Consider the following 22,861-nt stretch of genomic DNA (forward strand, 5'->3'; position numbering starts at 1 on the left):
GGTGACCAACTCCCTTAGAAGAAACCGCAGGTGGGCGCAGCCTCGGTGGGCACGGGAGCGCCCTCGGCGCCCGAGGGGGCGTAGATCTCGAGGCGGGTGCCGTCCGGGTCATGGAAGAAGATCCCGCCGGAGGCCGCACCCTCGCCGTGGGCGACCACGCCCTCGTGGGCGAAGTCGACGCCGAGCGTTTTCAGCCGCGCCTCGGCCGCGCGGACCTGCTCGATGGATTCCACCTCGAAGGCGAGGTGGTGCAGCCCGGCGAGCGCCGGCGCGTACGCCCCGTTCGCCTGCTGCCAGAGCGTGAGGACGAGCTGCCCGTCCCGGCCGAGGAAGGCGAAGCGGCGGCCTTCGTCCTTGCCCTGCCCGAGCACGTCGAAGCCGAGGGCATCCCCGTAGAAGGGGAGCGAACGGTCGAGGTCGGTGACGTTGAGGCCGATATGGCCGGTACGCAGAGCACTGGTCGCCGTCATGGCACACCTTCCGGAAGGATCGATACGAACTAACCACTTAATTTGACTTTAGAGGTTAGAGTCGAGCACGTCAACCAGTCACGTACTCTTGAGGGGTTAGCTGGGGTCAGCTACGGGAGGAGCCCAGGGATGCCCGCCATGTCCGATCCGCGGCCGCTCACCGGTGAGCCGGTCTCCCTCGACCTGCTCAACACCCAGTGGATGCAGGACGGCGTGCGCCAGGACCTGCTGACCGGGGTCGACGGGCTGCTCATCTGGCTGACGGCCAACGGCCTCGCGGAACGGTTCACCGCGGACGCGGCCACCCTGGAACGGACCGTGACCGCCCGCGGCGCGCTCGCCGCACTCGTCGACAGCCCCGGCGACCCGACCGCGACCGCCCGCGTCGACGAGGTGCTCGGACATGGGCGCATCCGCGCCAAACTCACCACAGACGGTCCCGGCGAGGAGGCGGAGTTCGCCGACCCGGCCTGGGGCCCCGGCTGGCTTGCCGCCCGCGGCCATCTGGATCTGCTGCGCACGGCGCCGGACCGGATCCGCGCCTGCGCCCATGGGGCGTGCATCCTGCACTTCTTCGACACCTCGCGGAACGGCACCCGCCGCTGGTGCTCCATGGCGCAGTGCGGCAACCGCGCGAAGGCGTCCCGGCACTACGCCCGCAGCCGCGAGGACTGAGGCGCACCTTCCGGATCCTGCCGGGCTCGCACGCCCTGGCACCGAACGCCCATAACGGCCATTTACCCTCATGGCGCTTAGTGCTGCCATGGCGGATATCCGCCATGGCAGCAAGCTGTCTCTGCCAACTCTCCACAAACCCCTGTCACTTAGGAAAGGCTGAGCGGTCATCCGGCACCGAATTCCGGACCCTCTCTTTCACAAAACAGGGATGCTGATGACCCCCGAGTCCCAGAGCTCCACAGCAGGACGTTCGACACCCGGGCACAGACGCGTGGCCAGGATCGCGGCCGCCGCCTCACTCGTGACCGCACTGGTCGCCGCGGGTGCCGCACCGGCCTTCGCCGCAGCGCCCGCCGACGATCCGGCCGGCACCGGCACCTCCGGCGTCAAGGCCGCCACGTCCTCCTCCGACAAGCTCGGTTCGGCCGACGCCGAACTTCTCGCCCAGGCCGAGGCCAAGGGCGAGAAGAGCGTCACCGTGATGGTGGCCACCGCACCCGGCGCGACCGAGCAGGTCGCCGGGCAGCTGGACGCCGTCGCGGGTGCCTCGGTCGGCAGGACGTACGACAAGCTCGGGTATGTGCGGGCCACGCTGCCCACCGCCAAGGCGGAGGCCGCCCTCAAGGCGGCCGCCAAGCTCTCCAGCGTCCACGGCATCGATCTCAAGCACGAGATCGAGCTGGACGACCCGACGCCGGCCGGGGACCGGGCCAAGGCCGCGGGCACCGCCGGCGCGCAGGCCGAGAAGTACCCGGCGCCCGGGAAGAACACCCCGGCGAAGAACCCGTACAACCCGTCCTTCGAGACCGGTGCGGTGGACTTCGTCAAGAAGAACCCCAAGGCCGACGGCCGCGGAGTGACCATCGGCATCCTCGACTCGGGAGTCGATGTCGCTCACCCGGCGCTGCAGAAGACCACCACCGGCGAGCGCAAGATCGTCGACTGGGTCACCGCGACCGACCCGGTCGCCGACGGCGACGGCACCTGGCTCCAGATGAAGCGCGCCGTCAGCGGCCCGACGTTCGCGGTCGAGGGCCGTACGTACTCCGCCCCGGCGGGCGCGTACCGGTTCAGCCTCTTCGCCGAAGCCGCCACCAAGGGCGGCGACATGGCCGGTGACCTCAACCGGGACGGCGACACCACCGATGTGTGGGCCGTGCTGTACGACGAGGGCACCAGGACCGTCCGCGTCGACCTCGACAACGACGCGAACTTCGCCAACGACACCGTGATGAAGCCGTACAAGAACGGCTTCCAGACCGGCTACTTCGGCACCGACAACCCGGCCACCGACGTCGTCGAGCGCATCCCGTTCACCATCGAGGTGCGCAAGGACGTCGTCCACAACGCCGCGGGCGCCACGGCCGACTACGTCAACATCGGCATCATCGAGGGCTCGCACGGCACGCACGTCGCCGGCATCACCGCCGCCAACAGCCTCTTCGGCGGCAAGATGAACGGCGCCGCCCCCGGCGCCAAGCTGGTCTCCTCGCGCGCCTGCACCTGGAGCGGTGGCTGCACCAACATCGCGCTCACCGAGGGCATGGCCGACCTGGTCATCGACCGCGGCGTGGACATCGTCAACATGTCCATCGGCGGTCTGCCGCCGCTGAACGACGGCAACAACGCCCGCGCCGAGCTCTACAACCGCCTCATCGACACCTACGGCGTGCAACTGGTCATCTCGGCCGGCAACGAGGGCCCGGGCACCAACACCCTCGGCGACCCGGCCGTCGCCGACAAGGTGATCTCGGTCGGCGCCGCCATCTCCAAGGAGACCTGGGCCGCCAACTACGGGTCCCAGGTGGCGAAGCAGTACAACATGATGCCGTTCTCCTCCCGCGGCCCGCGCGAGGACGGCGGCTTCACGCCGACCATCACCGCACCCGGCTCGGCCATCAACACCACCCAGACCTGGGCCCCCGGCGGCCCGGTCGCCGAGGCCGGCTACAAGCTCCCGGCCGGCTACTCCATGCTGCAGGGCACCTCGATGTCCTCGCCGCAGGCCGCGGGCGCGAGCGCACTGCTCCTCTCGGCCGCGAAGCAGCGCAGCATCGACCTGACCCCGGCGAATCTGCGCACCGCGCTGACCAGCACCGCGGACCGCATCCCCGGGCTGCAGGCGCATGAGCAGGGTTCCGGCCGGATCAACATCGTGGACGCGTGGAAGGCCATCAAGGACGGCGCCACCGCCCACGAGTACGCCGTCAAGGCTCCGGTCGACACCGCGATCGACTTCGCGCTGAAGACCCCGGGCTTCGGTGCCGGTCTCTACGACCGTGAGGGCGGCCTGAAGGCCGGCCAGAAGAAGGCGTACGACGTCGTCATCACCCGCACCACCGGCCCGGACCGCCCCGTGCGGCACGAGCTGGACTGGAAGTACAACGACGGCACCTTCCGGCTGCCCGGCAGTGGCGCGGTCTCGCTGCCGCTGAACCAGCCGGTCACCGTCAAGGTCGAGGCCAAGCCCGGCAGCGCCGGAGTGCACAGCGCCGTCCTCGAGGCGGACGACCCGCGCACCGAGGGCGTCGACAAGCAGATCCTCGCCACGGTGGTCGTCTCCAAGGAGCTGGCCAAGCCGGAGTACAGCTTCTCCACGTCCGCCTCGGTGCAGCGCAACAGCACCACGTCGTACTTCATCACCGTGCCGGAGGGTGCGAAGAACCTCGAGGTCGCGCTCGGCGGGCTCGACAAGGGCAGCCAGACCCGGTTCATCGGCATCCACCCCTACGGTGTCCCGGTCGACGACAGCTCGACGATCTTCTGCTACGCCAACTACGCGAACCCGGCGAACGTCTGCCGTCCGGATCTGCGCTCGTACGCCGAGCCGACGCCGGGCGTCTGGGAGATAGAGGTCGAGTCGCGGCGTACGTCCCCGCTGCTGCACAACCCGTACCAGCTGGACGTCACGGTGCTCGGCGCCACCTTCGACCCGGCCGTCAAGACGCTCCCCGAGGCGAAGGCCGGCGCGCCGGCCCCCGTCGAGTGGACGGTCAACAACGCCTTCGCCGCCATCGACGGCAAGCTCGCCGGCGGCTCGCTGGGCTCGGCGAAGGTCGCCCGCCCGTCGATCAAGCAGGGTGAGTCGCAGGAGTCCACGGTCACCATCGGTGCGGGCGTGGAGCGGCTCGACGTCGCCATCGGCGGGGTCTCCGACAACGGCGCCGACCTGGACCTGGCGGTCTACCTGGGCAGTGTCCGGGTCGGCCAGGCCGCGGACGGCGACTCGGAGGAGGCGGTCAGCCTGACCAAGCCGGCCGCGGGGACGTACACCATCGTGGTCGACGGCTACTCCGTCCCCGCCGGGACCACCGCGTACAACTACCGCGATGTGTTCTTCGCGGAGTCGCTCGGTTCGCTCAAGGTCGACGCCACGCAGCCGGTCAAGCTCGCCAACGGTGCGTCGGCGCAGGTCAGCGCCGAGGTTCTGGTGGGCGGCGCGGCTCCCGAGGGACGGCAGTTCTTCGGCGAGGTGCAGCTGCTGACCGGGCGCGGCACGGTCGCGGGCAGCGGCAGCGTCGTGATCGAGAAGGTCACGCCGTAGCTCCCTAGCCCCGTAGCCCCGCCGCGCCCTCGCGCGGAAGGGGCGGCAGGGGCGGAGGATACGGAAGAGGGCGGGCGCCCGTGACGGGCGCCCGCCCTTGCGCATGCCGTCCCCGGGTATCCCGGTCCCCGCTCGGCCGCCCCCTCGGCACCTCGGGTGCCGGGGAGCGCCTTCACCAGCCGCTTCCGGACATATTCCAGGTGGTCACGGAGCGTGCCCGGGAGCCGTGCGAAACGTTCGGCTCATCTCGCCCTTCGGATAACCGATTGGACAAGGCAGCCATGGACATACGCATCATGGAGCAGGATCCAGGCCAGCAGAACAGTTACGAATCGGGATAAAGGAGTCGTCAGTGAGGGTCGGAATCGTTGGAGCCACCGGTCAGGTCGGCGGAGTCATGCGGAAGATCCTCGCCGAACGGAAGTTCCCGGTCGACGAGCTGCGACTGTTCGCCTCGGCCCGCTCCGCGGGTTCGGCCATCGAGTGGCAGGGCCAGGAGATCACCATCGAGGACGCGGCCGCCGCCGACTTCTCCGGCCTGGACATCGTGCTCTTCTCCGCCGGTGGCGCCACCTCCCGGGCGCTCGCCGAGAAGGTGGCGTCCCAGGGCGCCGTCGTGATCGACAACTCCTCCGCATGGCGCGGCGACCCCGAGGTCCCGCTGGTGGTCTCCGAGGTCAACCCGCACGCGATCAAGAACCGCCCCAAGGGCATCATCGCCAATCCGAACTGCACGACGATGGCCGCGATGCCAGTGCTGCGCCCGCTGCACGAGGAAGCCGGTCTGACCGCGCTGGTCGCCACCACCTACCAGGCCGTGTCCGGCTCGGGCCTGGCCGGTGTCGCAGAGCTGCGCACCCAGGCCTGCGCGGTGGCCGAGACCGCCGACCAGCTCACCTTCGACGGCGGCGCGGTGGAGTTCCCCGAGCCCGCCGTCTACAAGCGCCCCATCGCCTTCAACGTCCTGCCGCTGGCGGGCAACCTCGTCGACGACGGTTCCTTCGAGACCGACGAGGAGCAGAAGCTCCGCAACGAGTCCCGCAAGATCCTGGAGATCCCCGGCCTCAAGGTCTCCGGCACCTGTGTGCGCGTCCCGGTCTTCTCGGGCCACTCGCTGCAGGTCAACGCCCGCTTCGACCGCCCGATCAGCGTGGAGCGCGCGTACGAGGTGCTGAAGGCCGCCCCGGGGGTCGAGCTCTCCGACATCCCGACCCCGCTGCAGGCGGCCGGCCAGGACGTCTCGTACGTCGGCCGTATCCGCGTGGACGAGACCGTGGAGAACGGCATCGCGCTGTTCCTGTCCAACGACAACCTCCGCAAGGGCGCGGCGCTGAACGCCGTGCAGATCGCGGAGCTGGTCGCGGACGAGCTGCGGGGCTGACACCGCGGTCATTCCGGCGCACGCACGGCCACAGGGGGGCGATCACCGAGAGGTGATCGCCCCCCTGTGCATGCCCGGGACGGACAGGTCACTGCGGGCGGCCGACCGCGAACTGGAAGCAGCCGTACTCGACGGCGCGTACATGCACCAGAGCCACCTCCGGGTCGGCGAAGGCCTCCGTGAAGGCCTGGTCGAACGCCTCGGTGGCCGTCTGCGGGATCTCCAGCAGCCGGCCGCCGACGATACGGCCCTCGGCGTTGTAGCGGCGCAGCACGCGCAGCGCTCCGGGGCTGGCGAAGGGGTAGCCGTCCATCGCCGCCGGCCCGGCGCACGCGTCGGCGTGGATGAAGACGGGTCCCTGTTCGTCGTACGCGCCCGGCTTGGCCCAGGTCTCGGCGGCCCAGCGGCGCAACGGCGCGTACGAGACGAGGGCGATCCGCTCCCCGGCCCGGACGGGCCGCAGACAGCAGCGCAGCGGACCGCCGCCCTCCTCGTCGGTGTACGGGACGCAGGGAAGCCCGGCGTCGTCGGTTTCGCGGAGCTCCTCGAGAACGGCTGCTTCGATGGGGAGTGCGGTCCACAGTGCTTGTGTCATGGCTACAGCGTGGCGTCGCGCGGCTCCTGTTTCCGGCGGGAATCGGACGTGGAGTTCAGCGTGCGGTCCCGCGACAGCAGGAGCACCACCGCGGCGAGGGCCGCCAGTACGCCGCCGAGCACCGGCGCCGCGGTGACGGTGAACGCGTCCACCGCCCGTCCGCCGAGCAGCGCCCCCAGCGCGATCGCCACATTGAAGACCCCGACGAACAGTGCCGACACGGCCTCGCGGCCCGTTGGCGCGGCGGCGGTCAGCAGATTCTGGGTGCTCACCGACACCCCGCCGTACGCCAGTCCCCAGCCGACGAGCAGCACGGAGGTGGCCACGAGCGAACCACCCGCCGGGAGGAGCAGCATCATCACGGCGCCGAGCGCGGCGGCGAGGGCGAGCAGGGTCCGGCGCGGGGCGCGGGCCGCGGCCGCGCCGGCCGCGAAGTTGCCCGCGATGCCCGCACCGCCGTACGCCAGCAGCAGTCCGCCGATCAGGCCCGCGCCGATGCCGTCCACCCGCTCCAGGACGGGGCGGACATAGGTGTACGCGGCGAAGTGCCCGGTCACCAGGAGCAGCACGACCAGCAGACCGGCGCGTATCCGCGGCTCGGCGAAGAGCCCGGTCACCGCGCCGAGAGGGACCGGGCCCGCGGCGGGCAGTGGCGGCAGGGCGGCGGCCAGCAGCACGGTCAGGACCAGCGCGAGCACTCCCGTCGCGGCGAACGCGGCGCGCCAGTCGGCCAGTTCGCCCATCAGCGTCCCGGCCGGTACGCCGAGGACGGAGGCGACCGCGATCCCGCTGAAGATCACGGCGGTGGCGCGGCCGGCGGACTCCTCGGGCACCAGGCGCACCGCGAGGCCCGCCGCGATCGCCCACACTCCCCCGATGCAGACCCCGACGAGCACCCGGGCGGCGAGCAGCACGGCGAAGCTCGGCGCGAGGGCGGAGAGCAGATTGGCGGCGGCCAGCAGCGCGGTCAGCGCGCACAGGACCGTGCGCCGGTCCGCCTTCCCGGTGACGACGGTGAGTACGGGCGCGGCGACGGCGGCGACCAGACCGGGCAGGGTGACGGTCAGCCCCGCCGCGCCGTCCGAGACACGCATTCCGGCGGCGATCGGGCTGAGCAGGCCGACCGGCAGCATCTCGGTGGTGACGACGCAGAAGGTCGCGAACGCGACGGTGAGTACGGCGAGTTGTGGACTCTTGATCATGTGCTCCAGCGTTCGCCGACTTCCCACCGGGAACAACGGCGAAGATCTCATCCTTCTATGAGCCGGGCTCATCGATGCGGATCCGGGGATGCGGACACAGAGATGCGGATACAGAGGGGTACGGAGTGGAGATCCGGGAACTGGAGTGCTTCCTGGTGCTCGCCGAGGAGCTGCACTTCGGCAGGGCGGGCGAGCGGATGTACGTGTCCCAGAGCCGGGTCAGCCAGCTGCTGCGCTCCCTGGAGGGCCGCATCGGCGCGCGGCTCGTCGAGCGCACCAGCCGCCGGGTGCGCCTGACCCCGCTCGGCGAGCGCTTCCTCGCCGGGCTGCGCCCCGCCTACGACGCCCTGCACAGCGCGGTCGAGGACGCGAGGGCGGCGGCCCGCGGCATCGAGGGCACGCTCGGGATCGGCTTCCAGGGCACGGCCGACGACCGGCTGATGCGGGCGCTCGCCGCCTTCCAGGAGGCGCACCCCGCCTGCGCCACCGCGCTCACCGAGATCCCGTTCTGCGACCCCTTCGGGGCGGTGCGGCGCGGTGAGGTGGACACCGCGATCGTGCTGCTGCCGGTCGCCGAGCCCGATCTCGTACTCGGCCCGGTCTTCTCCGAGCAGCGGCAGACCCTCGCCGTCTCGGTATGCCACCGGTTCGCGGACCGCCCGTCCCTGACCGCCGGCGAACTCGACCGGGAGCCCCTCATCACGGCGTCCGCCCCGGCCCCCGCGTACTGGATCGAGGCCCATGCCCCCACGGGCACGCCGGGTCCCTCGGTCGGCACGCTTCAGGAGGGTCTCACCCTGGTCGCCGCCGGCCGTGGCGCGATGCTGCTGTGCGGCCCGACCGCGGAGTACCACGCCCGGCGCGATATCGCCTTTGTCCCGGTCGACGGTCTGCCCGACTCGGTGCTCGGCATGGTCTGGCGGCGGGGCGCGGAGACCGAGCGGATCCGGGCCTTCGCCGAGGCCGTCACGGGGGCGACGGCGGCCGCCGATTCCCGGGGGCGGCCGACCCGTGCCCCATGGAAGGATGGCCGCAAACGTCACGAACCGAGGAGATGACAGCGTGCCTGGCACGAATCTGACCCGCGAAGAGGCACAGCAGCGGGCCCGTCTGCTGACCGTCGACTCGTACGCGATCGATCTCGACCTGAGCGGGGCACAGGAGGGCGGCACCTACCGGTCCGTGACCACCGTGCGCTTCGCGTCCGCCGAGGACGGCGCGGAGACCTTCATCGATCTGGTGGCCCCGGCCGTGCACCAGGTCGTACTGAACGGCAAGCCGCTGGATGTCGCGGCCGTCTTCCGGGACGCGCGGATCGCACTGAAGCATCTGCAGGCCGGCCCCAACGAGCTGAAGGTCGTCGCGGACTGCGCGTACACCAACAGCGGCGAGGGTCTGCACCGCTTCGTCGACCCGGTGGACCAGCAGGCGTATCTCTACACGCAGTTCGAGGTGCCCGACGCGCGCCGCGTCTTCGCCTCCTTCGAGCAGCCGGACCTGAAGGCGACGTTCCAGTTCACCGTGAAGGCACCGTCCGGCTGGACAGTGATCTCCAACTCGCCGACGCCGGAGCCCCAGGACGACGTCTGGGTCTTCGAGCCGACGCCGCGCATCTCCACGTACATCACGGCGCTGATCGTCGGCCCGTACCACGCGGTCCACAGCAGCTACGAGAAGGACGGCCAGTCCGTCCCGCTCGGTATCTACTGCCGCCCCTCCCTCGCCGAGTTCCTGGACTCCGACGCGATCTTCGAGGTCACCCGGCAGGGCTTCGACTGGTTCCAGGAGAAGTTCGACTACGCCTACCCCTTCGCCAAGTACGACCAGCTCTTCGTGCCGGAGTTCAACGCGGGCGCGATGGAGAACGCGGGCGCGGTGACCATCCGCGACCAGTACGTCTTCCGCTCGAAGGTGACGGACGCGGCCTACGAGGGGCGGGCGGAGACGATCCTGCACGAGCTGGCCCACATGTGGTTCGGCGACCTGGTCACCATGGAGTGGTGGAACGACCTGTGGCTGAACGAGTCGTTCGCCACCTACACCTCGGTGGCCTGCCAGGCGTCCGTGCCCGGTTCGAAGTGGCCCAACGCGTGGACCACGTTCGCGAACTCGGAGAAGACCTGGGCGTACCGGCAGGACCAGCTGCCGTCCACGCACCCGATCATGGCCGAGATCCGCGACCTCGACGACGTCCTGGTGAACTTCGACGGGATCACCTACGCCAAGGGCGCCTCGGTGCTCAAGCAGCTCGTCGCCTACGTCGGCGAGGACGCGTTCTTCACCGGCGTCCAGTCGTACTTCAAGGCCCACGCCTACGGCAACACCCGGCTGCCCGACCTGCTGGGCGCGCTGGAGGAGACGTCCGGCCGTGATCTGACGACCTGGTCGCAGAAGTGGCTCCAGACGGCGGGCATCAACATCCTGCGCCCCGAGATCGAGCTCTCCGAGGACGGGTACGTCACCTCCTTCGTCGTACGGCAGGAGGCCCCGGCCCTGCCCGCCGGCGCCAAGGGCGAGCCGACGCTGCGCCCGCACCGGATCGCGATCGGCTGCTACGACCTGGACGACCGGGGCAAGCTGGTCCGTACGAGCCGGATCGAGCTGGACGTGGACGGCGAGCTGACCGAGGTGCCGTACCCGCAGCACACCCGCCGGCCCGCGGTGGTACTGCTCAACGACGACGACCTGTCGTACGCCAAGGTGCGGCTCGACGAGCAGTCGCTGGGCATCGTCTCCGCACACCTGGGCGACTTCACCGAGTCGCTGCCGCGCGCCCTGTGCTGGGCCTCCGCCTGGGACATGACGCGCGACGGCGAGCTCGCCGCACGCGACTACCTGGCGCTGGTCCTGTCCGGGATCGGCAAGGAGTCGGACATCGGCGTCGTGCAGTCACTGCACCGCCAGGTGAAGCTGGCGATCGACCTGTACGCGGCGCCCGGGTGGCGCGAGGCGGGTCTGACGCAGTGGACGGACGCGACGCTGGCGCATCTGCGGGCGGCCGAGCCGGGCAGCGACCACCAGCTGGCGTGGGCCCGCGCCTTCGCCGCGACCGCCAGGACGCCGCAGCAGCTGGATCTGCTGCAGGCGCTGCTCGACGGGACGGAGTCGGTCGAGGGCCTGGCCGTGGACACCGAGCTGCGGTGGGCTTTCGTGGAGCGGCTGGCCGCGGTCGGCCTGCTCGACGAGGACGAGATCGCGGCGGAGTACGAGCGGGACAGGACGGCGGCGGGCGAGCGCCACGCGGCGACGGCGCGCGCGGCCCGGCCGACCGCCGAGGCGAAGGACGAGGCCTGGGCGTCGGTCGTCGAGTCCGACAAACTCCCCAACGCCGTACAGGAGTCGGTGATCGCGGGCTTCGTGCAGACCGACCAGCGCGAGCTGCTGGCTCCCTACGCGGAGAAGTTCTTCGCGGCGGTCAAGGGCGTGTGGGAGTCCCGCAGCCATGAGATGGCCCAGCAGGTCGCGGTCGGGCTCTACCCCTCCCTCCAGGTCTCGCAGGCCACCCTGGACGCGACGGACGCGTGGCTGGACTCCGCCGAGCCGAACGCGGCGCTGCGACGGCTGGTCTCGGAGTCGCGGTCGGGTGTCGAGCGTGCGCTGAAGGCGCAGGCGGCGGACGCGGCAGCGGCGTAACGAGTACGAGGCGCAACGAGTACGACAAGGGCGCCCCGGGCCGTGCGGCCCGGGGCGCCCTTGCATGTCCTGCCCCTGTATGTCCCGAGCATGTCCCCCGTGCGTTCCGGGCCCTGGTGCGTCCCGGCCGAAAACAACGCGCCAATTTTCATGACCCTGCGTCAATCTCCGTAACCTGACCCGGATATGCTCCCGCCCGTCGTCATATGATCTTTTTCGTTCGATGGTTTGAGGGTGCTGATGGTTCGACAGGAAGCGTCGACCGGAAGTCCGAGGCCCGTGGCCTCCGCTGTGTGGCTGCTGCCCGTCGCGGCGACCGTCGCTGCCGCGGCGACAGCCGTTTCCCTGGTCTCCGCGTCGGCCCGCACCCCCGTGGTCTGGATCGGCGTCGTGGCCGTCTTCGCGGTGGCCGTGGCCTGCGCCGAGGCGGCCCGCCGGGGCAAGCTCGTCGCGGAGCTGAGGGGCAGGCTCGTGGAGCACGAGACGGTGCTGGCGCGACAGAAGGCCGAGACCGCGCGCCTGGCCGGAGAACTGCTGCCCCAGGTGGTGGAGCGGCTGCGCAAGGGCGAGTTTCCCGAGGACGTGCTCGCCTCGCTCGACGCCCCGGCCGAGCACCGGGCTGTGCTCCAGTCGGTGCTCGACGCCGTCGTCGCCGAGGAGGATCTGCGCGAGTCCGCACAGCGGGCCTTCGTGAACATCGCCCGACGGGTTCAGGCCATCGTTCACCAACAGGCCCAGGAACTGCGGGAGATGGAGGACCGGCACGGCCGGAGCCCGGACGTCTTCGGCGATCTGCTCCGGATCGACCACGGCACCGCGCTGATCGGCCGTCTCGCCGACTCCATCGCCGTGCTCGGCGGTGCGCGGCCCGGCCGCCAGTGGAGCAAGGCCGTACCCCTCTACAGCGTGATGCGCGGCGCCATGTCGCGGATCATCGACTACCAGCGGGTGGAGCTGCACTCGGTCTCCGAGGTCGCGGTCGTGGGCACCGCGGTCGAGCCGCTGATCCACGCGCTCGCCGAGCTGCTCGACAACGCCACCCGCTACTCGCCGCCGCAGACCAAGGTCCATCTGACCGCCGTCGAGGTGCAGTCGGGCATCGCCGTCGAGATCGAGGACGGCGGCGTCAGCATGAGCGAGGAGGCCCGCAAGCGGGCCGAGCGCATGCTCAGCAAGGCTCAGCAGGGCATCGATGTCAACGACCTGGGGGAGACGCCTCGCCTCGGCCTCGCCGTGATCGGCCGGCTGGCGCAGGCGTACGGCTTCCAGGTCTCGCTGCGCTCCTCGGCGTACGGCGGTGTACGCGCCGTCCTCATCGTTCCGCAGGCGCTCATCACCACGGCCACCTCGGCCACCGGCCTCGCGCACGGTATCGGCGCCTCCTCCGGCCCCCGCCCGACCGACGGGGTGCCCGACGGACGGCAGCCGCGGCCGGCCATCGGACCGATGGACGACGAGGTCCCCTTCGTGACCGAACGCACCATGAACGGCCTGCCGCAACGGCGCCGCAAGGCCCCCGCCACCGCGCCGGCCGTCCCGGCTCCACCGGCCGCAGCAGCCGTGGCCGAGCCGGAGCCGGAGTCCGCTCCCCCGGTGCAGCCCGGCATGTGGCTGGCGGCCTTCCAGAGCGGCGTGTCCGGTGAGACCACCCAGACAAACAAGGGGAACAAGCAGCCATGATTCAGCGGCAGTCCAACCAGACCAACATGGACTGGATGCTCAAGGACCTGGCGGAAGGCGTACCACAGACCAGAAACGTGGTCGTGCTGTCCGCGGACGGGCTGCGCATGGCTCAGTACGGCGCGGACACCGACACCGCCGACCGGCTTGCCGCCGCCTGCGCCGGTCTGCAGAGCCTGGCCGGCGCGGTTGCCTCCGAACTCCCGCACAGCGACGGCCAGATGCGCCTGGTCGTCATCGAGATGAACGGCGGCTTCTTCTATCTGATGGCAGCCGGCTCGGGCGCCTATCTCGCCGTGCTCGCCGACGAGGGGGTCGACGCCGGGCTGATGGGCCACCGGATGCGGGACCTCGTGCTGCGGATCGGCGAACACCTGAGCACAACGCCGCGGAACGAGGGACAGACCGCGTGAACAACCCGGGCGGTGGCTGGGAGGAGAGCAGTCCCGAGCGGCTCTACGTCATCACGGGCGGCCGCAGCGGCTCCTCCGCACCCACCGCGCTCGACCTGGTCACGCTGATCGTGGCCAGGTCCGGCCCCCGGCCCGGCATGCCACCGGAACACGCCGCGATCGTACGGATCTGCCATGCACCGCTCTCGGTGGCCGAGATCTCCGCGTATCTGAGCCTGCCGGTGAGCGTTGTCACCGTGCTGCTCAGCGATTTGCTGGCCGACAACCGGGTGCTGGCCCGCGCACCGGTCCCGCCCGCCCAACTCCCCGACCGCGCTTTGATTGAGGCAGTGATCGATGGACTTCAGAAGCTCTGAGCAGGCCGTGGGGCCGCGGAGTGAGGACGTGCTGCCCGAGACGGCCGCCGCCGCCGTCAAGGTGGTCATCGTCGGCGGCTTCGGAGTCGGCAAGACGACCCTGGTCGGCTCGGTGAGCGAGATCCGGCCGCTGACCACCGAGGAGACGATGACCCAGGCCGGGGTCGGAGTCGACGACACCCAGGGCGTGGAGCGCAAGACCTCGACGACCGTCGCCATGGACTTCGGCCGGATCAGCATCAACGAGGAACTGGTGCTGTACCTCTTCGGCACCCCGGGCCAGGAGCGCTTCTGGTTCCTGTGGCGCGGTCTGTTCGAGGGCGCGCTGGGCGCGGTGGTGCTGGTCGACACCCGCCGGCTGGAGGTCAGCTTCGATGTCATCGGGCGTCTGGAGGAACGCGGCGTGCCGTTCGTGGTCGCCCTGAACTCCTTCGCGGACGCGCCCGTCCACCCTGTCGAAGAGATCCGCGCCGCCCTCGATCTGCCGGCGGAGGTACCGATCGTCGAGTGCGACGCGCGCCTGCGCGGCTCCAGCCGTGACGTACTGATGGCGCTGATGCGCTATCTCCAGTCCCTCGCCGTGACCACGGAGGCATCGTGAGCCCCCCCACTCCGCCGCCGGGCTGCCCGGCACACCTGGCGGTACGGCCCCGAGGCCGAGGCCGACCCGATGGGCCTGTACGAGAAGCTCCGTGCCGAACACGGCGCGGTGGCTCCCGTCCTCGTCCAGGGCGACCTGCCTGGCTGGTGCTCGGGCACCGCGAGAACCTTGATGTGAGCGTGAAGCGGGTGCCGTTGACCGACATCCGCATCGCAGCGAAGTCGTTGAGCGACGGCATCACGTTCCGCTCGGCGTTGGACGTCTGCCAGCCCACAGCGAACAGCCAATCCCTGGTGCCTTCGGTGAAGCGGCACAGCTGGAAGGGCGTGAGGATGGCACGCGTACGGGTCAGCTGGTCGTCGAGTGCGGTGGTGAGCGGACCCAGGGGCAGCAACCGGGACCCCGGCGCCTCGATGGTCCGTACCGGGCGCAGGCTGTGGTCGGCGACGTCCGCCGTGCGGGTCGCGGTGGAGCCGGAGTCCTGCCAGTCGTCGACGGCGTTGGCCCAGTAGTTCCACTCGACGAACAGCAGCACCGGCTCGATGCCGCCGTAGGGGATGATCCGGCTGGTGAAGTCGGCGCTGTGGGTGGCCAGCCCCCATGCGCGCTCGGTCGTGTCCGGGTAGCTACCGAAGGCGTCGATCCACTCGGCGGCTCGCTGCCCGAGCTCCCCCGCCTTGGCACGGATCAGCTTTTCGTTGGCCACACCGCGGTCGGGAAGGGCGTCCCGTCGCACATGGGCGGCGGCACGGACCCCCGTGCTCACCGGGGGGACCGCGCCGCTGCCACCTCCCGCAGCGCCCCCAGCACCCGGGCCACCGCCCGCCCCTCCTCGGCCCCCCGGCGGACCGCCGCCACCACATGGCGGCGCGGCTGGTCCGCGCTCAGCACCCGCATCACCACGCCCGTGCGCCGCTCCGCCGCCGCCATCCGCGGCACCAGCGCGACGCCCATGCCCGCCTCCACCATCGCGAGGATCGCCGTCCAGCCTGCCGCGCTGTGCGCCTGCTCCGGAACGAATCCCGCCGCCTCGCATGCCGCGAGCGTGATCTCCGACCACGGCCCGCTCCCGCCGAAGATCCACGGCTCCCCCGACAGGTCCGCGAGACGCAACCCGGCCACCGCCGCCATCGGATGCCCGGCAGGCAGGGCGACATCCAGCGGGTCGGTGAGCAGCGGGACCCGGCTGAACCTCGGATCCCGGGCCGTGGGCGCATGCGCCGCCAGTGACAGCGCCAGGTCCACCTCGCCGTCGGCGAGCAGCGCGTACGCCTCGGCCGCCTCCGCCTCCCGGACCCGTACCTCCAGCGCGGGATGGACCGTACGCAGATGCTGCACGGCCGGCACGACGAGCGCAGGCACCGCCGTGGAGAACGCACCGACCCGCACCTCCCCGGCTTCGCCCCGCAGATAGCCGGTCAACTCCGCGTCCGCGCTCTCCAGTTGTGCGAATACCGCCTCGGCGTGGCGCAGCACCAGATACGCCGCATCGGTGAGCCGCACCCGCCGCCCGTGCGCCTCCAGCAGTTGCACGCCGAGCTGCTTGGCCAGATTCGACAGCTGCTGGGACACGGCCGAGGGCGTCATCAGCAGCGCCTCGGCCGTGGCCGTCACGGTCCCGCGCTCGTTCAGCGTGCGCAGGATCCGGAGCTTCTTGATGTCCCACTCGGTCATGCTCCGCAACCTATCCGCCCGCGAGCGGCCGGCCCCCGGCAGCGGCGTGCGCAGCCTCCTCCTCCATGGCCGGCCGCCGCTCCAGCTCCGAGTACCGCCTGCCTTCCGGGGCACGAGCGTGGCCGCCAGGTCCGCGGGGAGCGCCGGATCCGCCCGGTGGGCGGCCTTCGTGACCGTCGCGTGCGGGCGCTTCTCCGCAAGCGTGCCGCCATGGACCGTGCAGCTTGAGCGCTAGCCCCGTGAGAGGGGGCTGTTCCGTTGTGCCCCGACGCTGTGCTCCGCCTCAGCCGTCACGATGCCCAGGAGCCCGGGGAATCGCCCGTCAATGTCAGCCCGGCGGAGACCGGCCATCCTGCTGTTGCCTCGGTCGACCTGCCGGATCAGCCCGGCCTCGCGCAGAGTGCGGAAGTGGTGTGTGACGGTCGCCTTGGATACCGGCAGCCCGAACGAGCTGCATGTCCGCGCTGTGCCGTCGGGCGCGAGCGCCAACTCGCGCACCACCCGGCGGCGCAGCGGGTCCGCCAGCGCGGCGAGCACCGGGCCGAGCTCGATCTCCTCGACGGCCGGGTGGCCTTCGTCGTCGGGCATCTGAGAGCCTCCCTCATCACGGCACAAGGTACGGCTTGCATCATACCTTCAGGGTTCGCTAGCGTGCTTTAGGTACGAAGTTGATCGTACCTATCGAGGAGAGAGAGCCATGACTCAGCCGTTCACGCTCGTCGGCACTGCCCACCCCAAGCCCGAACGGGCCGCAGAGCTGAAGGAGTTGCTGCTGTCTTTCGTCGAGCCGACCCGGCAGGAAGCCGGTTGCCTGGAGTACCACTTCCACGAAGATCGCGACGAGCCAGGGGTCTTCGTCTTCTACGAGGCATGGCGCTCTCAGGCTGATCTCGACGCCCACCTGGCCCTCCCTCATATGCAGGCCTTCTGGGAGCGGCGTATGGACTACCTGGAGTCCGACCTCGACATTCGATTTCTCACCATGCACAGCCCTTACCGGCCGACTGCCGGGATCTGAGCACCGGCCGGGGCTTCACATCCCGGCGAGGACCCTCAACCGCCCAAGATCACCGTCACGCCGCGCCACCGGGTCCGGCTCACTCCTCGGCCGCCCGGAGCAAGGCATGCTGCTCGATGGCGCGCGCCGGCCCGCGGTGGCCCGGCGGACGGCGTTCACGTGCGGGTCGGCGGAGCAGGGCCTCCACTCTGCCGTCCCGGGCGGCGGAGTGCTCATCGGCCGACGTCGACGGGTGGCACGGTCGAAGTCCGCCCGGACGAGGCCCGGGCAGCATGACCTCCAAGGTCAGATCGAGGCGGGGATCACGGCCTGTCAGAACTTCTGACAGCAACACCGGCTTCCTCCTGTTCCGTTCCTGCTCGGACCCCCGCCCCCAGCGTCACGCCGCCGAGGATCAGCACCAGGCACAGGATCTGCGTCGGGCCGGTCGACTCACCCAGGACGGCGCAGGAGAGCCCGGCCACGCAGACGGGCTGCAGATAGTAGATGACCCCGGCCCGCGCCGCGCCGATCAGGGCGATGGCCTTGTTCCAGGCGAAGAAGCCGACGGCGGAGGAGAAGACGCCGACGTACACCAGCGGTCCGACCGTGCCGGCCGTCGGTTCGAAGCCCCCCTGGAGGGCGAGGCTGACGCCGAACGCGGGGGCCAGCATCAGCACTCCGAGCACGAACGTGGTGAAGAGGAAGGCGAGTCCGCCGATCTCGGCGGGGCGGCGGCGCAGCAGTGCGCTGTACGAGGCGAAGCTGAGCGCCGCGGCGAACATCCACAGGTCGCCGGCGGCGAACTCCATCGCCAGGGATCCCTTGCCGACCAGCAGCAGAACTCCGGCGCAGGCGATGGCGGTTCCGGCAATGCGGCGCACGCCGAGACGTTTGCCGCCGAGGCGTTCGTACACCGCCATCAGGACGGGGGACGCGGCCATGATCATGGCCATGTTGCCGGCCGGGGTGGACAGGCCGGCCTGGTTGACGAGGGTGTTGTAGACGGTGACGCCGAGCAGTGCGGCGAGGACGAGATGGCCCAAGTGGCGGCGGACGAGGAACCGTTGACGCCAGGTCTCGCGTATCGCGAACGGCGCGACGGCGAGGATGGCGACGATCCAGCGCCAGAAGGCGGCCTGCACGGGCGGGACGGAGTCATGGAGGGCGCGCGAGGTGACGAAGCTCCCGGACCAGACGACCGTCGCGACGGCGGCGAGCAGGAGCCCGGGGCCGGAGGCCTGCCGCAGCCTCTTCGCGGTGGTCGCCCCTCCGCTGCGGACGTGGTCCAGAACTGCCATCGGGCCCCTTGCCTCTCTCCCCCTCCCGGGGGCCTCTCGGTTACGCGCTCTACCGTCGCACCGACAGATCACTTAGGTCCATCGAACCTTTTTGAGCATTACGTGAAGCAGAACTGAACATTCCTCCCCGTCCGCCGCCGCGCGGCCGGAACTGCCCCAGCAGCGTGGCCCCGAACGCGATCCCCATGCCCAGCAGCTGCACCGGCGACAGCGCCTGACCGAGCGCCGCCCAGCCGATGACGGCCGCGGTGATCGGCGAGAGCGGGCCGAGGAGGGTGGCGGAGGTGGCGGTGAGCCGCTCGATACCGCGGAACCAGAGCCAGTACGCGACCGCGGTGTTGGCAAGGGCGAGGTAGGCGTATCCGGCGAGGTTGCGGCCGTCGAGAGCGGGCGGCGCGCCCTCGACGAAGAAGGCGACCGGGGCGATCAGCAGCCCGCCGGCGGTGAGCTGCCATCCCGTCAGGGCCAGCGGCCCCACTCCCTCGGGACGGCCCCAGCGCTTGGTGAACACGGTGCCGGCGGCCATGGACGCGGAGGAGACCAGACCGGCCAGTACGCCGACGAGATCCAGCGCGGCACCGGCGCGCAGCACGACGAGACTGACGCCGAACGCCGCCGCTGTCGCGGTGAGCAAGGTACGGGTGGTCGGCCGCTCGCTCAGCACCAGGGCGGCGAGCCCGGCCACGAAGAGCGGACCGACCGAGCCGACGACGGCCGCGACACCGCCGGGGAGGCGGTAGGCGGCAAGGAAGAGCAGCGGGAAGAACGCCCCGATGTTGAGCGCCCCGAGGACGGCCGCCTTCCCCCACCAGACACCGCGCGGAAGCACCCGGGTGAGCGCGAGGAGGGCGAGACCCGCGGGCAGGGCGCGCATCAGGCCGGTGAACAACGGGCGGTCGGGCGGGAGGAACTCGGTGGTGACGGCGTAGGTGGAGCCCCAGGAGATGGGGGCGAGCGCGGTGAGGGCGACGAGTCCGGCGCGATTCATGGCGAGTCCCTGAGAGGAAGGAAGGTCGATGGAAAGTAGCTTACTCGTAAGCGACTTACCGTCAAGCAACTTTCTTGCGAATGACCCACTCTCTGCGGATACTGGACCCATGACCTCCTCGACCTCTCCGGCGGACCCCTCGGCCGCTCCGGCGGACTCGACCTCTCCGGCGGACTCGACCTCTCCGGCGGACTCGACCTCTCCGGCGGACTCCCCGGCCGCGACGGCTCCCCGCGACGCCGTCGACGCCATCACCGAGCAGTGGGCCGCCGTGCGGCCCGATCTCGACACCCTCCCGATGGGCGCCTACGGCCGCATCTACCGGATCGGGCGCGCCATGGGCGACCGCATCGAGAAGGAGTACGCCCGCTTCGGCATCTCCCGCGGGGAGTTCGACGTCCTGGCGACGCTGCGGCGCTCGGGCGAGCCGTACACCCTCTCACCGCGGCAGCTCTCGGCGACGCTGATGCTGACGACCGGCGGGATGACGGGGCGGCTCGACAAGCTGGAGAAAGCCGGGCTGCTCACCCGCAACCCGGATCCGAACGACCGGCGCGGCCTGCGGGTCACGCTCACGGACCGCGGTCTGGAAATGATCGACGAGGCGGTGACGGCGGGGCTGGCCGTGCAGCACGAGGTGTTCGGGGCGGCGCTGGACGAGGCGCAGGCGGAGCAGCTGAACGAGCTGCTGCGGCGGCTGCTCGCCGCGCACTGAGCCACCGTCGGCCGGCACGCGGCCCGGGAGGGCATGTCAGGGCGGGCACGGCCAGGAGGCGGGCCGCACGGAGCGGCGAGGCCTGAGAGCGCCTGCCGTGTGCGGCCCGGGAGGGCATGGCAAGGGCGCCCCGGGGTGCGTACACACCCCGGGGCGCCCTGGAAAAGCTAGTGCGTCAGCTCTGCTTCCTGGACTTGTCGAGGACCATCACGAGGCCCGCGATCAGCAGGAAGAGTCCGATCGGCGCCGCGACGAAGAGGCCGACCGTCTCGACCACGCTCAGGCCGGGGCCCGGGTCGTCACCGTCGTCGGGGGTGTTCGCGAGCGCGGGGGACGACATGAGCAGCATCATCAGCGTCGTACCGGCCGCGACGGCGCCGGCGCGCAAAGCGTTCTTCTTGTCCACGGTGCCAACGTAGCGAACGGCCATCAGGGGCGCGCGTCCGGGGGTGCCGTACGGGGGCCGAAGACCTCCAGCAGCGCGTGCAGCCGGGGCGAGGCCGCCAGTTCCTCCAGACTGACCGGACGGCCGTCGGCGTCCGCGACGGGCAGTCGCCAGTTCGGGTACTGGTCCCAGGTTCCCGGGAGGTTCTGCGGGCGGCGGTCGCCCACCGCGTCCGGCAGCCAGACGCCGACCATACGGGCGGGCGTACGCAGCAGAAAGCGGTAGACCGCGCGGATCCGGCCCTCCTCGTCGCCCGTGCCCTCGGGCAGCAGCCCGAGGCCGCCGAGCAGGCCGAGCCACTCCGCGACGTCCGCCGAGTCCTGCGTACGCTCCTGCTCCAGCGGGCGCGTCAGCAGCCCCAGCCGGTGGCGCAGCTCCACATGGTCGCCGGTCAGCCGGGCCGCGGTGGACGGCAGATCGTGGGTGGTGGCGGTGGCCACGCACCCCTCGCGCCACCGCGCCGGCTCCAGCGGGCGGCCAGTGCCGGCCCAGTCGCGCTCGAACCAGAGCACCGAGGTGCCCAGCACACCGCGGCGCGTCAGGGCCTCGCGCACACCCGGCTCGACCGTGCCGAGGTCCTCCCCTATGACGACGGCGCCCGCGCGGTGGGCCTCCAGGACGAGCACCGCGAGCATCGCCTCGGCGTCGTAGCGGACATACGTGCCCTCGGTGGGCGGACTGCCCTCAGGGACCCACCAGAGGCGGAACAGACCCATGACGTGGTCGATGCGCAGGGCGCCCGCGTGCCGCAGCAGACCGCTGAGCAGTCCGCGGTACGGGGCGTATCCGGACGCGGCCAGCACATCGGGGCGCCAGGGGGGCAGGCCCCAGTCCTGGCCGCGTGCGTTGAAGGCGTCCGGCGGGGCGCCGACCGACATCCCGGCGGCGAAGGCCTCCCCCTGCGCCCAGGCGTCCGCGCCGCCCGGGTGCACACCGACGGCGAGGTCGTGGACGATGCCGACGCCCATGCCCGCCTCGCGTGCTGTCTGTCCGGCGGCGGCCAGCTGCCGGTCGGTGAGCCAGGCGAGCCACCCGTGGAAGTCCACCCGGTCCATCAGCTCGCGTCTGGCCCGGTCGGTCCCGGGCGAGCGCGGGTCGCGCAGCTCGGCGGGCCAGGAGTCCCACTCGGGGCCGTGCGCCTCGGCAAGGGCGCACCAGGTGGCGTGGTCCTCCAGGGCCTGGCCCTGCTCGGCCAGGAAGTCGCAGTACGCCGCCCGGCGCCCGGGCCCGAGCGGGATGCGGTGCACGATCTCCAGGGCCTCGCGCTTCAGCGTCCACACCGCGTCCCGGTCGATCAACGCGCCTTTCCGCAGCACGGATTCGCGCAGCACGGCGCCCTTCTCGCGCAGCGCGTCCAGCCGCTCCCTGTCCCGGCCGGCCGCGTACGCGTACTCCGGGATGTCCTCGATGCGCAGATGGACGGGGTCGGGGAAGCGGCGCGAGGAGGGGCGGTACGGGGAGGGGTCGGTCGGCGTGCCCGGTACGGCCGCGTGCAGCGGGTTCACCTGTACGAAGCCGGCCCCGAGCGACCGCCCCGACCAGCCGGCGAGCTCGGCGAGGTCCCCGAGGTCGCCCATGCCCCAGGAGCGGGCGGAGAGCAGGGAGTAGAGCTGTACGAGAAAGCCGTGCGAGCGGCCGCCGGGCCGGGGCGCCCGGGCGGGCGCGACGACAAGGGTGGACCGGGCGCTCCGCCCGTCGGGGGCCTCGGCGTGCAATCGGTGCACGCCGTAGGGAAGCCGCCCCCACGGGGGCCCCTCGACCGCGGCGCCCTCTTCCGTCTCGACCCGTAGGACGGTGCCCGCGGGGAGCTCCGCCAGGGCAGCCGGAGCGTCGTCGTCGGCCTCGCGGCCGGCGACGCTCGCGGCCCCGTCGTGGGCCTCGCGGCCGGCAACCCTCGCCGCCCCGTCGTGGACGGCCCTCGCGGCCCGGTCGTCGGCCTCGCGGCCGGCCGCACTCCCCGTCTCGCGCCACAGCACCACCGTCGGCGGCAGCAGCCGGTGTGCGGCGGCGGACTCGGCCCGGTCCAGAGCGCCACGCAGTGCCTGAGGTGTGGAGGCGTCGACGCCGAGGGCGCCGAGGACCGCGACGACCGTGGCGTCGGAGACCGGGACACTCACCCCCTCGGCGGGCGCGTAGGCGGTGGCGACTCCGTGCAGCGCGGCGAGCCGGGCAAGGCCCATCGGGACTC

At 71.4% G+C, this 22,861-nt stretch carries 20 protein-coding genes and 2 pseudogenes; 12 read left to right on the plus strand and 10 right to left on the minus strand.

The features are described 5' to 3' along the window. Positions 1-14: 14 nt before the first annotated feature. Complete coding sequence (locus OG883_RS25075; protein ID WP_266544927.1) at positions 15-470, minus strand: VOC family protein; 456 nt, start codon at positions 468-470, stop codon at positions 15-17. Between the two features lie 129 nt (positions 471-599). Between OG883_RS25075 and OG883_RS25080 the strand changes: the two genes are divergently transcribed. The 3 genes from OG883_RS25080 to OG883_RS25090 all read left to right on the plus strand — a co-directional run bounded on the left by OG883_RS25080 (position 600) and on the right by OG883_RS25090 (position 6,073). Then, entirely contained in the window at positions 600-1,145 is a 546-nt protein-coding gene (locus tag OG883_RS25080) for a CGNR zinc finger domain-containing protein (protein ID WP_266544930.1), read from the plus strand. 211 nt (positions 1,146-1,356) lie between these two features. Next, positions 1,357-4,692 (plus strand): S8 family serine peptidase, encoded by a 3,336-nt coding sequence (locus tag OG883_RS25085; RefSeq protein WP_266544932.1) that lies wholly within the window; start codon positions 1,357-1,359, stop codon positions 4,690-4,692. Positions 4,693-5,044: 352 nt separating this feature from the next. Continuing rightward, on the plus strand, positions 5,045-6,073 hold the full coding sequence (locus OG883_RS25090) for an aspartate-semialdehyde dehydrogenase (protein WP_266544934.1): 1,029 nt from the start codon (positions 5,045-5,047) through the stop codon (positions 6,071-6,073). A gap of 88 nt (positions 6,074-6,161) precedes the next feature. On the opposite strand, the gene OG883_RS25095 is transcribed toward OG883_RS25090, so the two are convergent. Beyond that, positions 6,162-6,668 (minus strand): DUF1203 domain-containing protein, encoded by a 507-nt coding sequence (locus OG883_RS25095; RefSeq protein WP_266544938.1) that lies wholly within the window; start codon positions 6,666-6,668, stop codon positions 6,162-6,164. A 2-nt stretch (positions 6,669-6,670) separates the two neighbouring features. Beyond that, positions 6,671-7,870 carry an MFS transporter gene (locus OG883_RS25100; protein WP_266544941.1) on the minus strand — a complete coding sequence of 400 codons (1,200 nt, stop codon included), beginning with the start codon at positions 7,868-7,870 and terminating at the stop codon, positions 6,671-6,673. Positions 7,871-7,944: 74 nt separating this feature from the next. On the opposite strand from OG883_RS25100, the gene OG883_RS25105 reads away from it, so the two are divergent. The 7 genes and pseudogenes from OG883_RS25105 to OG883_RS25135 all read left to right on the plus strand — a co-directional run. Continuing rightward, a complete protein-coding gene (locus tag OG883_RS25105) occupies positions 7,945-8,928 on the plus strand; it encodes a LysR family transcriptional regulator (RefSeq protein WP_266544943.1) in 984 nt (327 codons plus the stop codon). Between the two features lie 4 nt (positions 8,929-8,932). Beyond that, a complete protein-coding gene (pepN, locus tag OG883_RS25110) occupies positions 8,933-11,503 on the plus strand; it encodes an aminopeptidase N (protein WP_266544945.1) in 2,571 nt (856 codons plus the stop codon). A gap of 240 nt (positions 11,504-11,743) precedes the next feature. Continuing rightward, the gene (locus OG883_RS25115) at positions 11,744-13,183 is read left to right on the plus strand and encodes a sensor histidine kinase KdpD (protein WP_266544948.1); all 1,440 of its coding nucleotides are present in this window, start codon (positions 11,744-11,746) and stop codon (positions 13,181-13,183) included. Further along, positions 13,180-13,596 (plus strand): roadblock/LC7 domain-containing protein, encoded by a 417-nt coding sequence (locus OG883_RS25120; protein WP_266544950.1) that lies wholly within the window; start codon positions 13,180-13,182, stop codon positions 13,594-13,596. The genes OG883_RS25115 and OG883_RS25120 overlap by 4 nt, the downstream gene beginning before the upstream one ends. Then, the gene (locus tag OG883_RS25125) at positions 13,593-13,952 is read left to right on the plus strand and encodes a DUF742 domain-containing protein (RefSeq protein WP_266544953.1); all 360 of its coding nucleotides are present in this window, start codon (positions 13,593-13,595) and stop codon (positions 13,950-13,952) included. The genes OG883_RS25120 and OG883_RS25125 overlap by 4 nt, the downstream gene beginning before the upstream one ends. After that, complete coding sequence (locus OG883_RS25130; protein WP_266544956.1) at positions 13,933-14,553, plus strand: ATP/GTP-binding protein; 621 nt, start codon at positions 13,933-13,935, stop codon at positions 14,551-14,553. The genes OG883_RS25125 and OG883_RS25130 overlap by 20 nt, the downstream gene beginning before the upstream one ends. A gap of 42 nt (positions 14,554-14,595) precedes the next feature. Next, positions 14,596-14,732 (plus strand): annotated as a pseudogene (locus OG883_RS25135) (cytochrome P450); the annotation flags it as partial. Positions 14,733-14,785: 53 nt separating this feature from the next. Here the strand turns inward: OG883_RS25135 and OG883_RS25140 are convergent. The 3 genes and pseudogenes from OG883_RS25140 to OG883_RS25150 all read right to left on the minus strand — a co-directional run. Then, positions 14,786-15,319 (minus strand): annotated as a pseudogene (locus OG883_RS25140) (terpene synthase family protein); the annotation flags it as partial. After that, on the minus strand, positions 15,316-16,227 hold the full coding sequence (locus tag OG883_RS25145; RefSeq protein ID WP_266544958.1) for a LysR family transcriptional regulator: 912 nt from the start codon (positions 16,225-16,227) through the stop codon (positions 15,316-15,318). The gene OG883_RS25145 and the pseudogene OG883_RS25140, both read right to left, overlap by 4 nt. A gap of 231 nt (positions 16,228-16,458) precedes the next feature. Then, positions 16,459-16,815 carry a helix-turn-helix transcriptional regulator gene (locus OG883_RS25150; RefSeq protein ID WP_266544961.1) on the minus strand — a complete coding sequence of 119 codons (357 nt, stop codon included), beginning with the start codon at positions 16,813-16,815 and terminating at the stop codon, positions 16,459-16,461. Positions 16,816-16,924: 109 nt separating this feature from the next. On the opposite strand from OG883_RS25150, the gene OG883_RS25155 reads away from it, so the two are divergent. Next, positions 16,925-17,245 carry a putative quinol monooxygenase gene (locus OG883_RS25155; protein ID WP_266544964.1) on the plus strand — a complete coding sequence of 107 codons (321 nt, stop codon included), beginning with the start codon at positions 16,925-16,927 and terminating at the stop codon, positions 17,243-17,245. A 302-nt stretch (positions 17,246-17,547) separates the two neighbouring features. Here the strand turns inward: OG883_RS25155 and OG883_RS25160 are convergent, their stop codons facing one another. Both OG883_RS25160 and OG883_RS25165 read right to left on the minus strand, forming a co-directional pair. Continuing rightward, a complete protein-coding gene (locus OG883_RS25160) occupies positions 17,548-18,525 on the minus strand; it encodes a DMT family transporter (RefSeq protein WP_266544967.1) in 978 nt (325 codons plus the stop codon). A gap of 49 nt (positions 18,526-18,574) precedes the next feature. Next, positions 18,575-19,513 (minus strand): EamA family transporter, encoded by a 939-nt coding sequence (locus OG883_RS25165; RefSeq protein WP_266544970.1) that lies wholly within the window; start codon positions 19,511-19,513, stop codon positions 18,575-18,577. 109 nt (positions 19,514-19,622) lie between these two features. Between OG883_RS25165 and OG883_RS25170 the strand changes: the two genes are divergently transcribed. Next, positions 19,623-20,228 (plus strand): MarR family winged helix-turn-helix transcriptional regulator, encoded by a 606-nt coding sequence (locus tag OG883_RS25170; RefSeq protein WP_266544973.1) that lies wholly within the window; start codon positions 19,623-19,625, stop codon positions 20,226-20,228. Between the two features lie 175 nt (positions 20,229-20,403). On the opposite strand, the gene OG883_RS25175 is transcribed toward OG883_RS25170, so the two are convergent. After that, a complete protein-coding gene (locus OG883_RS25175) occupies positions 20,404-20,634 on the minus strand; it encodes a hypothetical protein (RefSeq protein WP_266544981.1) in 231 nt (76 codons plus the stop codon). Between the two features lie 23 nt (positions 20,635-20,657). After that, positions 20,658-22,853 carry a 4-alpha-glucanotransferase gene (malQ, locus tag OG883_RS25180; RefSeq protein WP_266544984.1) on the minus strand — a complete coding sequence of 732 codons (2,196 nt, stop codon included), beginning with the start codon at positions 22,851-22,853 and terminating at the stop codon, positions 20,658-20,660. Between the last annotated feature and the right edge of the window lie 8 nt (positions 22,854-22,861).

Origin of the sequence: Streptomyces sp. NBC_01142, assembly GCF_026341125.1 — a bacterium.
Classification (GTDB): domain Bacteria; phylum Actinomycetota; class Actinomycetes; order Streptomycetales; family Streptomycetaceae; genus Streptomyces.